This window comes from Kitasatospora sp. NPDC056783 (assembly GCF_042789895.1).
Classification (GTDB): Bacteria; Actinomycetota; Actinomycetes; order Streptomycetales; family Streptomycetaceae; genus Kitasatospora.
The window spans coordinates 1-13,066 of sequence record NZ_JBHUAF010000238.1 but is presented as its reverse complement, the minus strand read 5'-3'; the positions used below and the strand labels follow the sequence as shown (position 1 = coordinate 13,066).

General features: G+C 75.2%; 12 protein-coding genes. 4 read left to right on the top strand and 8 right to left on the bottom strand.

The annotated features are described in order from the left end of the window. Positions 1 to 2: 2 nt before the first annotated feature. Both ACFRMQ_RS27450 and ACFRMQ_RS27445 read left to right on the top strand, forming a co-directional pair. Positions 3 to 320 (top strand): RidA family protein, encoded by a 318-nt coding sequence (locus ACFRMQ_RS27450; RefSeq protein ID WP_380733330.1) that lies wholly within the window; start codon positions 3 to 5, stop codon positions 318 to 320. Positions 321 to 534: 214 nt separating this feature from the next. After that, the gene (locus ACFRMQ_RS27445) at positions 535 to 1,656 is read left to right on the top strand and encodes a DUF2690 domain-containing protein (RefSeq protein WP_380733329.1); all 1,122 of its coding nucleotides are present in this window, start codon (positions 535 to 537) and stop codon (positions 1,654 to 1,656) included. Between the two features lie 9 nt (positions 1,657 to 1,665). On the opposite strand, the gene ACFRMQ_RS27440 is transcribed toward ACFRMQ_RS27445, so the two are convergent. The 5 genes from ACFRMQ_RS27440 to ACFRMQ_RS27420 all read right to left on the bottom strand — a co-directional run bounded on the left by ACFRMQ_RS27440 (position 1,666) and on the right by ACFRMQ_RS27420 (position 8,699). Next, positions 1,666 to 2,850: an RNA polymerase sigma factor gene (locus ACFRMQ_RS27440; RefSeq protein WP_380733328.1), complete on the bottom strand. Its 1,185-nt coding sequence runs from the start codon at positions 2,848 to 2,850 to the stop codon at positions 1,666 to 1,668. A 151-nt stretch (positions 2,851 to 3,001) separates the two neighbouring features. Next, positions 3,002 to 4,909 (bottom strand): DNA primase, encoded by a 1,908-nt coding sequence (dnaG, locus tag ACFRMQ_RS27435; RefSeq protein ID WP_380733327.1) that lies wholly within the window; start codon positions 4,907 to 4,909, stop codon positions 3,002 to 3,004. 183 nt (positions 4,910 to 5,092) lie between these two features. Next, entirely contained in the window at positions 5,093 to 6,403 is a 1,311-nt protein-coding gene (locus ACFRMQ_RS27430) for a deoxyguanosinetriphosphate triphosphohydrolase (RefSeq protein WP_380733326.1), read from the bottom strand. Positions 6,404 to 6,541: 138 nt separating this feature from the next. Next, positions 6,542 to 7,549: an SGNH/GDSL hydrolase family protein gene (locus tag ACFRMQ_RS27425; RefSeq protein ID WP_380733325.1), complete on the bottom strand. Its 1,008-nt coding sequence runs from the start codon at positions 7,547 to 7,549 to the stop codon at positions 6,542 to 6,544. A 205-nt stretch (positions 7,550 to 7,754) separates the two neighbouring features. Then, complete coding sequence (locus ACFRMQ_RS27420) at positions 7,755 to 8,699, bottom strand: PAC2 family protein (protein ID WP_380733324.1); 945 nt, start codon at positions 8,697 to 8,699, stop codon at positions 7,755 to 7,757. A 774-nt stretch (positions 8,700 to 9,473) separates the two neighbouring features. Between ACFRMQ_RS27420 and ACFRMQ_RS27415 the strand changes: the two genes are divergently transcribed. Then, positions 9,474 to 10,208 (top strand): GNAT family N-acetyltransferase, encoded by a 735-nt coding sequence (locus tag ACFRMQ_RS27415; RefSeq protein WP_380733323.1) that lies wholly within the window; start codon positions 9,474 to 9,476, stop codon positions 10,206 to 10,208. On the opposite strand, the gene ACFRMQ_RS27410 is transcribed toward ACFRMQ_RS27415, so the two are convergent. After that, a complete protein-coding gene (locus tag ACFRMQ_RS27410; protein ID WP_380733331.1) occupies positions 10,198 to 10,914 on the bottom strand; it encodes an ADP-ribosylglycohydrolase family protein in 717 nt (238 codons plus the stop codon). The genes ACFRMQ_RS27415 and ACFRMQ_RS27410 overlap by 11 nt on opposite strands. Here ACFRMQ_RS27410 and ACFRMQ_RS27405 point away from each other — a divergent pair. Continuing rightward, positions 10,873 to 12,081 (top strand): hypothetical protein, encoded by a 1,209-nt coding sequence (locus ACFRMQ_RS27405; RefSeq protein WP_380733322.1) that lies wholly within the window; start codon positions 10,873 to 10,875, stop codon positions 12,079 to 12,081. The genes ACFRMQ_RS27410 and ACFRMQ_RS27405 overlap by 42 nt on opposite strands. Positions 12,082 to 12,105: 24 nt before the next feature. Here the strand turns inward: ACFRMQ_RS27405 and ACFRMQ_RS27400 are convergent, their stop codons facing one another. Both ACFRMQ_RS27400 and ACFRMQ_RS27395 read right to left on the bottom strand, forming a co-directional pair. Next, complete coding sequence (locus ACFRMQ_RS27400; RefSeq protein WP_380733321.1) at positions 12,106 to 12,426, bottom strand: transcriptional regulator; 321 nt, start codon at positions 12,424 to 12,426, stop codon at positions 12,106 to 12,108. Further along, positions 12,426 to 12,899: a hypothetical protein gene (locus ACFRMQ_RS27395; protein WP_380733320.1), complete on the bottom strand. Its 474-nt coding sequence runs from the start codon at positions 12,897 to 12,899 to the stop codon at positions 12,426 to 12,428. Before ACFRMQ_RS27395 ends, ACFRMQ_RS27400 begins: the two co-directional genes overlap by 1 nt. Positions 12,900 to 13,066 lie beyond the last annotated feature (167 nt).

Genomic DNA, 13,066 nt, shown 5'->3' with positions numbered 1-13,066 from the left:
CCCTGATGAACCCCGAAGGACTGCCCGAGATCGACGTCTACCGGCAGGTGTCGGTCGCCACCGGATCGAAGCTGGTCTTCGTCGCCGGCCAGGTCGCCTGGGACGCGGAGGGAAGGACGGTCGGCGAGGGCGACCTCGCCGCGCAGACCGAGCGGTGCTACCTCAACGTCGCCACCGCCCTCGACGCCGCCGGAGCGTCCCGGTCGGACCGGGGCAGCCTCCCCCCGCGAGGCTGCCTCGGCCCGGTGGAGGTACCGGGACGGGGTGCGGAGCGGCGACGGCGGTCGATCGGTGTCCGAACGGTTCCGCCGGTCGGCTGACCGCACCGGCCTGAGAACTGTGCCCGACGGTCACATGAATGTTCGAGCACTTCCGGGGGTTGTGAGACACTTCCGTCCGTCTCAGCGCCATGACCTGGGGTTTGGGACGCCGGGCCGACAAGGGTGGAGACGCCCGGACGCCGAACGGCCGGGCCGGGACCCCGCCGTCCACCCCGTCCCCCCGTTCCCCGTTTCATGAGTTTGGAGCGCCGCAATGGGTTCCGCCTGGAAGCAGCTGCCCGAGGAGCTGTCCGAGCCCGCCAGACGCCTGGCGGAGGAGCTCCGGACCATCAAGGACACCGCCGGACTGTCGCTGTCCGAACTGGCCGCCCGGACCCACTACAGCCGGGCCTCCTGGGAGCGCTGGCTCAACGGCAAACGGGTCGTCACCGAGCAGGCGCTGGACGCGCTGGCCAGGGCGGTGGACTGCGACGGGGCCGCCCTGCGAGCGCTGTGGCGCCAGGCGGTGGACGGGCCGGAGGCCGGGACCCCGGCGCGGCCGGCCGTTGCCGGAGCCGCCGCCGACGGGCCTTCGGACCCCGGGGAGCCGACCGCCGGGGCTGCGGCCGTCGACGAGCCGGCCCCCGACGAGCCGGCCGTCGAGGACGCGACCCCGCAGGAACCGGCCGGCGGCGAGGTGCTGACGACCGCGCAGGACCCCGCCCCCGCCCCCGTCCTCTGGTGGCGGCGCCCGGCGGCACTGGTCTCCGGCGCGGCCGTCCTGGCACTGCTGCTGGTACTGGCGGGCCTGCGGATCAGCCGGTCCGACGAGCCCGCCGCGACGGTCGGGGTGGCGGCCGTCTCCGCGAGCGTCGGCGCGAGCGCCAAGTCCGGGGCCTCCGGCCCCGACTGTCAGGGCGTCGGCTGCGCGCACAAGGACCCGAAGACCACCGGCTGCGGCCAGGACGCCCGCACCCTGCAGACCCAGGTGATCGGCAAGGTGGTCGTCTACCTCCGGTACAGCCAGGCCTGCCGGGCCGCCTGGGCGGCCATCACCGAGGGCGAGCCGAAGGACTACGCGACGATCACCGACAGCACCGGCGACAGCGAGACGGCACTCATCCACTGGGGCTACGACAACTACTCGCCGATGCTGGACGCGGCGGACCCTGCCGTCACCTTCCAGGTCTGCGGCTACCAGCCGGCCGGCCACGACTGCACGGCGACGGTCGCCGACCTGGCCGGGGTGGTGGCCTCCACCCCGATCCCGATCGGACGCGCCTCGCCCCCGCCCGGCACCGGCGCGAGCGCCACCACCACCCCGGACCCGGCCTCGCCGGTCGCCCCCGCGCCCACCGACCCGCCGGCTCCGAGCGGCGCGGAGAACCCCTCCTGAGCCCGCCGGTCAGTCCAGGTAGCCGCGCAGCTGCTCGGCGTGGGCGTGGTCACGGAGCTTGAGCAGGGTCTTCGACTCGATCTGGCGGATCCGCTCCCGCGTCACGCCGAACAGCGCGCCGATCTCCTCCAGCGTGCGCGGCCGGCCGTCGTCCAGCCCGTAGCGGAGCTGCACGACCTGGCGCTCCCGCTCCCCCAGGGTGGCCAGGACGGCGTCCAGGTGCCGGCGCAGCAGCAGGAAGGCCGCGGACTCGGCGGGCGAGGCGGCGTCGGCGTCCTCGATCAGGTCCCCGAGCGCGACGTCCTCCTCCTCGCCGACCGGGGTGTGCAGCGAGATCGGCTCCTGGGCCAGCCGGAGCAGCTCGCGCACCCGCTCCTCGGTCAGCTCCAGCACGGCGGCGATCTCGGCCGCCGTGGGCTCCAGGCCGCGCTCCTGGAGCAGCCCGCGCTGTGCCCGGACCACCCGGTTGATCAGCTCGACCACGTGCACCGGCACCCGGATCGTCCGGGCCTGGTCGGCCAGCGCCCGGCTCATCGCCTGCCGGATCCACCAGGTCGCGTACGTGGAGAACTTGAACCCCCGGGCGTAGTCGAACTTCTCCACCGCCCGGATCAGGCCCAGGTTGCCCTCCTGGACCAGGTCCAGCAGGGTCAGCCCGCGGCCGACGTAGCGCTTGGCGACGGAGACCACCAGGCGCAGGTTCGCCTCGATCAGGCGGCGCTTGGCGATCCGGCCCCGCACCACCAGGGTGTCCAGCTCCCCGGCCAGCGGGTCGGGCGGCGGCGGGTCGAGGTCCAGCCGCTCCTCGGCGAAGACGCCGGCCTCCACCCGGCGGGCCAGCTCGACCTCCTCCTCGGCGGTGAGCAGGCGGATCCGGCCGATCTCGCGGAGGTACTGGCGCAGCAGGTCGGCGGCGGGGCCGGTCTCCTCCGCGGGCACCCGGCGCCGCCCGTCCGGCTCCTCGGGCTCGACGTCGCCCTCGCCCTCGCCCTCGGGTTCGGGTACGGGCTCGGGCTCCGGGCTGTCGGGGTGGCCCTCCGGCAGGCCCTGGGCGGGGACCCTGGCACCGTCGGGGGGCGCCGTCCCGGCCCGGCCGTGGTGGGTGTCCTGCTCCCCGGCCGTCCGGCGGCCGCCCGGTCCGGCGGGATTCGCTCGCGTGCTGGTGGTGGTCGCTGCGACGAGGCCTTGCTCCACGGGCATCCCCTCGGGGCGGGCGCGACTCTGGCGGACCCGCGCTGTACGGAGGTGGGCGCCCTCCAGTGTGCGGTACGCCACACTCCGTGGCCGAGACTCGTGCGCCGACTTTCTGGCGGAGAAGGGGGCGCGGCCGGTGTCGCGGCGCGCGTTACAGCGCCGCCGCGCCCCGGCTGCGCAGCTGCTGCCCGTACTGCTGGAGCTGCCACAGCTCGGTCTGCACGGCGTGCAGCTGCTCGGCCCCGGCCCGGGGACCGAGCCGCTGGAGGTAGCCGCGGACCTCGGTGATCCGCCGGTCCACCGCCAGCATCCGCAGCTTGACCAGGAACTCCCCCGCGTAGACGGCGTCCGCCTTGCGGCGCGAGCGCACCGGCTCGACGGTCAGCTCGGTGACCAGCGAGCGCACCTGGTCGTCCGGGGACGCCTCGCGCACCGCGCTGGTGAAGTCGGGCAGGGTCGCCCCGTACGCGGCGCCGCCGGCCTTGGCGATGGCCTGCCGGACGGCGGTGTACGGCGGGGTCGGGAACTCGTCCTCGCCGTAGTGGTCGAAGGCCGGGCTGACCAGGTCCGGGTGCTGGAGCGCCAGCTTGAGCAGCTCGCGCTCGACGAACTGGGCCGGGTCGCGCGGGTTGAGCCGGAAGGAGGGCTGCGCGGGACGCTGCGGCTGGAGCGGCTCGGGGCGGCGCTGGGCGGCCGCGCCGCGCGGGTTCTGCTGGCGTTCGCGGTCCCAGCGGGCCAGCTGGGAGATCCGGCGGACGACGAACTGCTCGTCCAGGATGCCGAGCATGCCGGCCAGCCGGACCGCGTACTCGTGCTGGATCGAGCGGTCCTTGATCTTGGCGACGATCGGGGCCGCCTCCTCCAGCGCCGCCGAACGCCCCTCCGGGGTGTCCACCCGGTGCCGGGCCACCGCCGAGGTCAGCGCGAACTCGAACAGCGGGACCGGGTTGTCGATCAGCTGCTTGACCGCCTCGTCGCCCTGGGCCAGCCGCAGCTCGCACGGGTCCATGCCGCCCGGGCTGATCGCGATGGAGGTCTTGGCGGCGAACTTCTGGTCGTCCTCGAAGGCGCGCAGGGCGGCCTTCTGGCCGGCCGCGTCGCCGTCGAAGGTGAAGACGGTCTCGCCCCGGTACTGGGAGGTGTCCATCAGCAGCCGGCGGATGATCTTGATGTGGTCCTCGGCGAAGGCCGTACCGCAGGTCGCCACCGCGGAGGTGACCCCGGCCAGGTGGCAGGCCATCACGTCGGTATAGCCCTCGACCACCACCGCGCGGCCCGACTTGGCGATCTCCTTCTTCGCCAGGTCGATGCCGTACAGCACGTGGGACTTCTTGTAGATCGGCGTCTCGGGGGTGTTCAGGTACTTCGGCCCGTTGTCGTCCTCGCGCAGACGGCGGGCGCCGAAGCCGACCACCTCACCCGCGATGTCCCGGATCGGCCAGACCAGCCTGCCCCGGAAGCGGTCGATCAGACCGCCGCGCTGGCCCTGCGAGGCCAGGCCGCCCTGGAGGATCTCCTTGTCGGTGAAGCCCTTGCCGCGCAGGTAACGGACCAGGTGCTCCCACCCCGCGGGGGCGTATCCGACGCCGAAGGTCTGCGCGGCCTCCTCGTCGAAGCCGCGCTCGGCCAGGAAGCGGCGGCCGATCTCCGCCTCCGGCGAGGCCAGCTGCTCCCGGTAGTAGGCGGCCGCCACCTTGTGCGCCTCGACCAGCCGGGTGCGCTCGCCCTGCTGGTGGCGGGGGCTGTAGCCGCCCTCCTCGTAGCGCAGGGTGATGCCGGCCTGGGCGGCCATCCGCTCGACGGCCTCGGCGAAGGTGAAGTGCTCGATCTTCATCAGGAAGGCGATGGTGTCGCCGTTCTCCTGGCAGCCGAAGCAGTGGAAGACGCCCTTGGCGGGGTTCACGTAAAAGGAGGCGGACTTCTCGTCGTGGAAGGGACAGACGCCCTTGTACTCGCCGCCGCCACCGTTGGTCAGCTGTACGTAGTCGCCGACCACCGCGTCGATCGGCAGTGCGCTGCGCACCGCCTGTACGTCTTCGTCCCTGATCCGCCCGGCCACCCCGGAAGTCTACTGGGGCGGCCGGGCTTTCCGGCTGCGCCGGGGGGCAGGGGCCGGCGGACGGAAGGGAGCGCCTCCCGGCGGGGCGGGGAGGGGGCGGGTAGGGGACGAACGCGCCCACCGGGGTGCCGGGCGGGGAGGCGGGCTGTCCGCCCGGGCCCGGCGGGGTCCGCCGGGCGGGCCCTACGCCCAGGCGGCGCCGACCAGCTTGGCGTGCAGGGCCAGGGCCGAGGCGTCCGTCAGGGTGGCGATCTGGTCGACGACCGTGCGCAGGGCGGCGCGGTCGTCCTCGGCCTCCCGGTACATCGCGGCGAACACCGGGTCCAGCCCCTCGGGAGCGCGCTGGGTGAGGACGTACGCCAGCTCGGCGATCACGATCCGCTGGCGGGCCCGCAGCTGGGCCTGCTCGGCGCGCTGCATCACGTAACGGACGGCGACCGCCTTGAGCACCGCGCACTCCAGCCGGACCTCCCGCGGCACCACCAGCTCGGCGGCGTAGCGGGTGAGCCGGCCGGGGCCGTAGCGGGCGCGGGTGGCCTGCTCGGCGGCCAGGCAGAACCGGCCGATCAGCTGGCTGGTGAGGTCCTTGAGCCCGGCCCGGGCGCGCGCGGTGCCGTCGTAGGAGCGCGGCCACCACTCCTGGGCGAACAGCCGGTCCAGGGCGTCGGACAGCTCCTGCGGCTCGGCGTCCGGGGCGTAGTGCTCGGCGACCTTGAAGAGCTCGGCGCGCTCGCTCGGGGAGCGCAGGGCGGCCGGGTCGATGTGGCCGGCCTGGAGGCCGTCCTCGACGTCGTGGGTGGAGTAGGCCACGTCGTCGGACCAGTCCATCACGGTGGCCTCGAAGCACTTGAGCCCGGCCGGGGACCCGGCCCGCAGCCAGCGGAAGACCGGCAGGTCGTCGGCGTAGACGCCGTACTTCGGCGAGGCCGGGTCGGTGGGGTGGGCGCCCTTGGTCCACGGGTACTTGGTGGCGGCGTCGAGGGCGGCCCGGCTCAGGTTGAGGCCGACACTGCGGCCCGGCCAGGGGGCGAGCCGGGCGGCGGGCCGCTCCTCCTGGGGCGCGAAGCGCTTGGGTTCGAGCCTGGTGAGGATGCGCAGCGACTGGGCGTTGCCCTCGAAGCCGCCGCAGGCCTCGGCGGCCTGGTCGAGGGCCTCCTCGCCGGTGTGGCCGAACGGCGGGTGGCCGATGTCGTGGGCCAGGCAGGCCGTCTCCACCAGATCCGGGTCGCAGCCCAGGGCGGCACCCAACTCCCGCCCGACCTGGGCGCATTCCAGGGAGTGGGTGAGCCGGGTGCGCGGGAAGTCGCTGCGCATCGGGGCGACCACCTGGGTGGTGCCGGCCAGCCGGCGCAGCGCGGCCGAGTGCAGCACCCGGGCGCGGTCGCGCTGGAAGGCGGTGCGGCCGGGGCGTTTGTCGGGTTCGGGGACCCAGCGGGCCTCGGCGGCGCGGTCGTACGGGATCGGGGCGGCGAGGCGGTGCGTGGTGTCATCCATATGCGCCTCACCGTACGCCGCGCCCCCGACACGCGGGGTGTGCCGCGCGCGAAGGGGCGGGGGCCGGGGCGTGAACGGTGCACGGCGCGCGGACGCCCGCCCCGACGGGCCGGCCGGGCCGTGCGGCGGGCCCGGGACTCAGCCCTTGATCGCCTTGACGACCACCCCGGCGGCCGCCTCCTGCCCCTGGGCGTTGGGGTGGATCGGCGCCATCCCACGGCGCGGGAGCGGCGGTTCGACCCAGCGCTTGTCCTCCCCCGCGCACATGTCGTGCCCGGCCGAGGGCTGGGCGAGGTCCACGAACACCGCGCCGGCCGCCTCCGCGCGCTGCCTGAGCATGCCGTTGAGCTGCTGCTCCTTCTCGACCAGGAAGCCCAGGTCGGCGGCGGCCACGGCGTTGCCGAGCACCGGCCGGCAGCTCGCCGGGTCGGCCGGGAGCAGCCCCGGGTACCCGACCACGTAGACCTTGGCCTTCGGGGCGCGCTTCCCGATCTCCTGGAGCACCCGGCCGAGCCGTTCGCCGGCCGCGTCCACCCTGCGCTGGACCTCGTCGGTTCCGTTTCCGGCGGCGTAGTGGTCACGGCAGGGCGACTTTCCGGACCGGTCGCCACCGTCGGTGATCACGCCCTTGACGAGGTCCACCAGGTTCTCCTTGGCGCACTCCGTCACGACCTCCGTGAAACCGGCGTCGTTGCCGCCGATCCCCAGGGTGACCAGCCGGGTGTCCGCCGTCAGCGCGTCCAGCTGGGCCCGGTTGGTGCCGTCGGCGACCTTCTGCGGGCCGGTCAGGTCCCCGGTGCGGGCACTGCTGCAACTGACGTCGGTGAACTGCCCGGGGGCCAGCGAGAGCGCCTTGGCCACCAGCGAGGGGTAGTTGACCCCGGAGCGGCGGCAGGCGCCCGGCTCGCCGGTCTGCGGCGGGATGTCCAGCCCGGCGGTGTACGAGTCGCCGAGCGCGACGTACGGGCCGGTGGGCGGCGGGGCCGGCGTCGGCGACGAGGTCGCGGCGCCCTGCGCGCGGTCGGGCACCGCGCCCGCGAAGCCGCTCCCGCCGCCGGCCGAACCGCCTCCGCCTCCGCACCCGGCCAGCAGCAGCGCGGCCAGTCCGGCGGTCAGGGCGAGCGTCGGGCGGGCGGTCGTCGGCATGGTCTTCCCCCGGGGATGCGAGTCACGGTCGGCTCCTGACGGCGGCCCGTCCCCCGGGCACCTCACGGGCCAACGAACGCCCGGGGCCCGATGACTCCCGACCGGGCGAAATCGCCTCCGGACGGACCAGGACCGGCCGGAGTGCGCCCCGGGGGGCGCCATCGCTCCCCCGCCACTCCCCCGTTCCCGCCCCGTTCTTCCCCCGCTACTCCGCGTCGCGCTCGTGCTCGGCCAGGAACTGCTCGAAGCGCCGCCCCAGTTCGTCCGCCGAGGGCAGGTCCACCGGCTCGGCCAGCAGGCTCTCCCGGCCCTCCGCGCCCGCCACCGCGTCGTACTGGCCCTCCATGCCGCGGATCGCCGAACGCAACTCGCCGTCCCCCTGGGCCAGCTGCTCCTCGATGTCGGCGTAGACCTCGGACACCCGCTCGCGCAGCCCGGTGCCGGGCAGCACCAGCCCGGTGGCGGACTGCGTCGCCTCCAGGACCAGCACGGCCGCGGCCGGGTAGGCGGAGCGGGCCACGTAGTGCGGGACGTGCACGGCGAAGCCGAGGACGTCGTGCCCGGCCTCGGCCAGGCGGTACTCCACCAGGGCCTGGGCGCTGCCCGGCACCTGCGCCTGCTCGAACCACTGCGGGTAGCCCGGGGCGAGGTCCAGCCGGTTGCCGTGCGGCGTCAGGCCGACCGGGCGGGTGTGCGGCACGCCCATCGGGATGCCGTGGAAGTCGACCGAGAGCCGGACCTCGAAGCGCTCCACCAGCTCGCGGACGGCGCGCGCGAAGCGCTCCCACTCGACGTCCGGCTCGGGGCCGGTGAGCAGCAGGAACGGCGCTCCGGCGGCGTCGTGGACGAGCTGGAGCAGGATCTCCGGCGGGTCGTAGGACACCCAGCGGTCGTGGTCGAAGACCATCGACGGGCGGCGGGCCCGGTAGTCCACCAGACGGTCGTGGTCGAAGCGGGCCACCACCTGCGGCGATCCCGTCTCCAGCAGGTGCTCCACCACCTGGCCGCCGGCCTCGCCGGCGTCCATGAAGCCCTCGTAGTGCTGGAGCAGCACCAGGCCGGCACCGGTGTCGCGCAACTGCGCGTTGGCCGCGGCCACGGCGGCCACGCCCTGCTGATCCAGCTCGTACAGCGCCTGGAAGTCACGCACCGCGCACCCAACCCCGTTCTCTGCTCGTCCCGGTCGACCGGCTTCTCGTCCTCTGCAGCGTGCCGGGCGCCGCCGGAATTCCCGCTCCGCCCGCCGACCTGGACCCGCCCGCTCCGGTCCTGGTCACGCACGGCGGACGGACCGGCGGACAGGCCTGCGGACGACCCGCCCGAGGAGCGTTCGGGGACCGGTCCCGCGGCTCGCCGCGGGGCGTGCCCGACGGCCTCGGCCGACCGGTCCGGACCATGATCGCACCCGGCGGCAGAGCCCCTGGTCACAGCCATGGTCACGACCCCCGGAGAGACCCGTCCGGGGGGCCCGGGAACGGCCCGCGCGGCCATTCGCGTGCCGCGAAGTGACGCACCGCCTTCTGGCGGGTATCGTCCTCTCGCTGCCTCGCATCGTCGCGTCGTCGTCACGTCGTCCGTAACGCCGTCGGCCACGTCCCGGTCCGGTGCTCGGCCAGCCACCCACGACGCATCTTGCCTTCACCTGGCCGCCCGCTTCCCTTCGCGCTCTCGTTTCCTTCTCGGCCATTTCGCGGACGCACACTGTCCCCCCGCACGTCCCGCCGGACCGGTCCGAGGACCCGTGTCCGTTCCGGCACCCCGCGCCGCCCGTTCCGGGCCGCCGCCCCCACCCCGTCCGACCGGACCTCCGGCGTGCGCGGGTACCCGGCCGGCGGACCCGGGCCCAGGCGTACCCACCCAGCGCACCCCGTTCCGCACCCCGGCGCGGGAGGCAACCCTCCGACCGATGAAGGACCAAGGTTCCGTGCCCGTACCTGTCATCCTCACCGGCCGCACCGTGCGGCTGGAGCCCCTTGCCGCGCACCATGCCGAGGCCATCGCCGAGGCCGGCGCCGAGGACCGTACGACCTACGCCTTCACGCCCGTCCCGCACGGCCCGGAAGCGGCCCGCGACTACGTCGCACGGGCGCTCGCCGACCAGGCCGCGGGCCGGTCGCTGCCGTTCGCCACCGTGAACCTCGCCGACGGCCGGGTCGTCGGCTCCACCCGGTTCCTGGAACTCGACTACTGGCAGGGCCCGCTGGTGTGGCCGCCCGTGCCCGGGGTCCCGTTCGGCGATCCGGCCACGGCCGTCCCCGACGCGGCCGAGATCGGCAACACCTGGCTCTCGCCGCGTGCCCAGGGCACCGGCATCAACACCGAGGCCAAGCTGCTGATGCTCCGCCACGCCTTCGAGACCTGGGGCGTACAGCGGATCTCGATGCGCGCGGACGCCCGCAACCTGCGCTCGCGCGCCGCCATCGAGCGGCTCGGCGCGACCTCCGAGGGCGTCCGCCGGGCGCACTCGCGCGGGCTGGACGGGGTGGTGCGCTCCACCGCGTTCTACTCGATCCTCGACGACGAGTGGCCGGCCGTCCGGGACATCATCGAGCTGCGGATCGCCGCCGCCACCTCGCCGAGCGCCCCGGATCCGGCGATCAACCAGGAGTGCCTTAGACAGGGCGGCAGCGGCACCGGGCAGCTGATGATCACGGCCTGAAGGGCACCGGCTCCCCGGCGGCGGCGGTCCTCAGGATCCAGGCGAGGGTGGGCAGGCCGTGCCGGTCCTGGGGACGGCCCGGCCAACGGCCGGGGCTCGACTCCGCGACCACGGAGACCGGCCGCCAGCCGCCGCGGACCCGGGTGACGGCCACCTCCCAGACCGGGAAGCCCTCCTCGGGGCGCCAGATCATGACCGAGCCCTCTCGGGTGCGCACCGCCCAGGAACGGTTCAGCGGGCCGTCGAGCCGCCCCGCCCGGATGCGCTGCCACTGCTCGTCGGTCCACTCGCCCACCTCGGGCAGCGGGTACGGGCGCGGGACCAGCATGTCCGCACGGCCCCGGCCGCCCACGACGGACCCGGGTTCCGGGAACGCCCAGCCGGGCAGCGTCTCGCGGGCGGCCATCCAGGCGGCCGGGATGCCGCGCGTGCCCGTGCGGGCCGCGACCACTCCGCCGGTGATCGCGGCCACGGTGTCCATGTCACCGCCGGCCGCGATCGCCGCCCAGACCGCGGCCCGGTAGTCGGTGAGGTGCCGGGCGGCGCACCACAGGGCGTAGGGAACCGTGTCGGCGGCGGACGTCCGGCTGCCGTTGCCGACCACCTCGGCGACGACCAGCGGGTCGGGCTCGGCGATCCGGGCCCACGCCGCGACCAGGCGCTCATGGACCTCGCCCTGCGGGACGTGGTGGGCGACCGCGCCCAGGAAGCCCTTCGGCGTGCCGTCGAAGAGCTCGGCGGCCAGGGCCTCGGCGTCACCGCCCTCGCGGATCAGCCGGAGCAGCCGGTCGGCGGCCTTTCGTCAACCTCCGCGCCCGGAAGCCCCCGACGGGGGATATTTCGCATACCCCCGACCCCGGCGGGCAGGCACCCGGGCATGACCCGCGCGAACCCCCTCGACCCGGTCGCCCTGCTCGGCGCCGACCAGCAGCACATCGCCACCCGGGCGCAGCTGCGCCGGCTCGGCGTGCCCTCCGGCACCATCGCCCACCGGCTGCGGCCGGGCGGCCCCTGGCAGCAGGTGCTGCCCCGGGTGATCTGCCTCCAGAACGGACGGCTGACGTTCCACCAGAAACTGCGGGCCGCACTGGCGTACGCGACACCGAAGGGGCGGGAGCCGCGGTCCGGGGAGGTGCTGCTGACCGGCTTCGCGGTGCTGGCCGAGGCCGGGCTGCCGAGCGCCGGGCACCCGGCCGACCTGACCGCCGTCGATGTGCTGATCCCAGGTCAACGGCGGGTCGGAGACCGGGAGTTCGTGCGGGTCCACCGGGCCTCGGGCGCGATGCCGGGGGGCTTCGAACGGGACGACGGGCTGTGGAGCACCACCGTCGCCCGGGCGCTGGCCGACCTCGCGCCGGGGGAGACCGGGCAGCGCCGGTTCCGGGCGCTGTGCGCCGAGGCCATCCAACGGCGGAACTGCGAACTCGGGGAACTGCTCGACCAGTTGCTGTCCCGGCCGGGCGCGCTCGGGCTGCCCCAGGTGGCCCGGGTGGTGGAGGACCTGACGGCCGGGGTGCGGTCGGTGGTGGAGGGCGAGGCCCGCGAACTGCTGGCGCACGCCGGCCTGCCGGAGCCGCTGTGGAACCCGGTGCTCTTCCTGGACGGCCGCTTCCTCGCCGTCCCGGACGCCTACTGGCCGCACGCCTGCGTGGCCCTGGAGATCGACTCCCGCGCCTGGCACCTGCGCCCGGCCGAGCACGAACGCGGCCTGGCCCGCGCCAACCGCCTCACCGCGGCCGGCCTCCCGGTGGTCCGCACCACCCCGGCCCAGCTCCGCCGCGACCCGTCCCCGGTGCTCCACGAACTGACCGCGCTGGTCACCACCGGCCCGCACGCCCCCCACCCACGCATCACCTGGCGCCGGGCACGGTGAGGCCCCGCGTCCCGTCCCGTCATGTCATGTCGCCGAGCCGTGCCGCGCCCCGGCCTCCTCGGCGGCGGCCACCAGCCGGCGCAGCTCGGCGAGGTGGGCGGCGAGGGCCGCCCGCCCCTCGCCGGTGGCGGCGAGCCAGGTCCGGGGCCGCTTGCCGACATACCCCTTCTTCACGGCGACGTACCCGGCCTCCTCGAGGGAGGTCGCCGCCTTGCTGAGGACGGAGTCGGAGACCTCGCAGTGGTCCCGGACGGCGCCGAACTCGGCCTCCCTGCAAGCACCGAGGAAGGCCAGCACGGTGAGGCGGGTGGGGTGCTGGAGCAGCGGGTCGAGGGCGGACGGCATCAGCCGGTCTCCCCGCCGCGCCGGACCCGGCGGTTCAGCCGGCCGGTCGCCGCCCAGAACGCGAGCCCCGCCGCGACCCCGGCGGCGGCGCCGATCCAGCGCGGGCCTCCCCCGGCCAGCCAGGCGAGCGCCATGCCCGCCGCGCCCGCTCCGCACACCCCGAGGACCGCCACCACGATGGTGCCGCCGATGCCGGACGGGATGCCGCGCCGGACGATGCCATCGCTGCGCATCGCGACCCCGGCGGCCATCCCGGAGACGATGCCGAAGCCGCTCCCGAGCACCCCGAGCAGCCAGATCCGCTTCGCCCCGATCGCCTGGCCGACGCCCACCCCGTAGGCGGAGAAGGCCAACGCGAAGAAGACGCCGTACCAGTCGGGCAGCCGCCCGGGGCGCCGCGCGGCCTCCTGGGCGTGTTCGGCCAGGCGGAGCGCCTCGGCGGCGGGCAGGCCGGCGTGGGTGGAGTCGCTCATGGGATCCCCCTCGAAGTCGATGGCGATTCCACTATGGCATCTGGTTTCCATGATGGAAAGTACTTTCCATGGGCCGAGCCCGGCCGCACCGAACGAGCGGCGCCGGAACGAGCGGCACCGGAAACGGCAACGGCCCCCGCCCCCGGGGAGGGGCGGGGGCCGTGGAC

Bases quoted from the DNA above. Each gene is read 5' to 3' on its own strand.
- ACFRMQ_RS27405 (WP_380733322.1), top strand. From the start codon at position 10,873: ATGGACCTCGCCCTGCGGGACGTGGTGGGCGACCGCGCCCAGGAAGCC.
- ACFRMQ_RS27395 (WP_380733320.1), bottom strand. From the start codon at position 12,899: ATGAGCGACTCCACCCACGCCGGCCTGCCCGCCGCCGAGGCGCTCCGC.
- ACFRMQ_RS27400 (WP_380733321.1), bottom strand. From the start codon at position 12,426: ATGCCGTCCGCCCTCGACCCGCTGCTCCAGCACCCCACCCGCCTCACC.
- ACFRMQ_RS27425 (WP_380733325.1), bottom strand. From the start codon at position 7,549: ATGCCGACGACCGCCCGCCCGACGCTCGCCCTGACCGCCGGACTGGCC.
- ACFRMQ_RS27445 (WP_380733329.1), top strand. From the start codon at position 535: ATGGGTTCCGCCTGGAAGCAGCTGCCCGAGGAGCTGTCCGAGCCCGCC.
- ACFRMQ_RS27430 (WP_380733326.1), bottom strand. From the start codon at position 6,403: ATGGATGACACCACGCACCGCCTCGCCGCCCCGATCCCGTACGACCGC.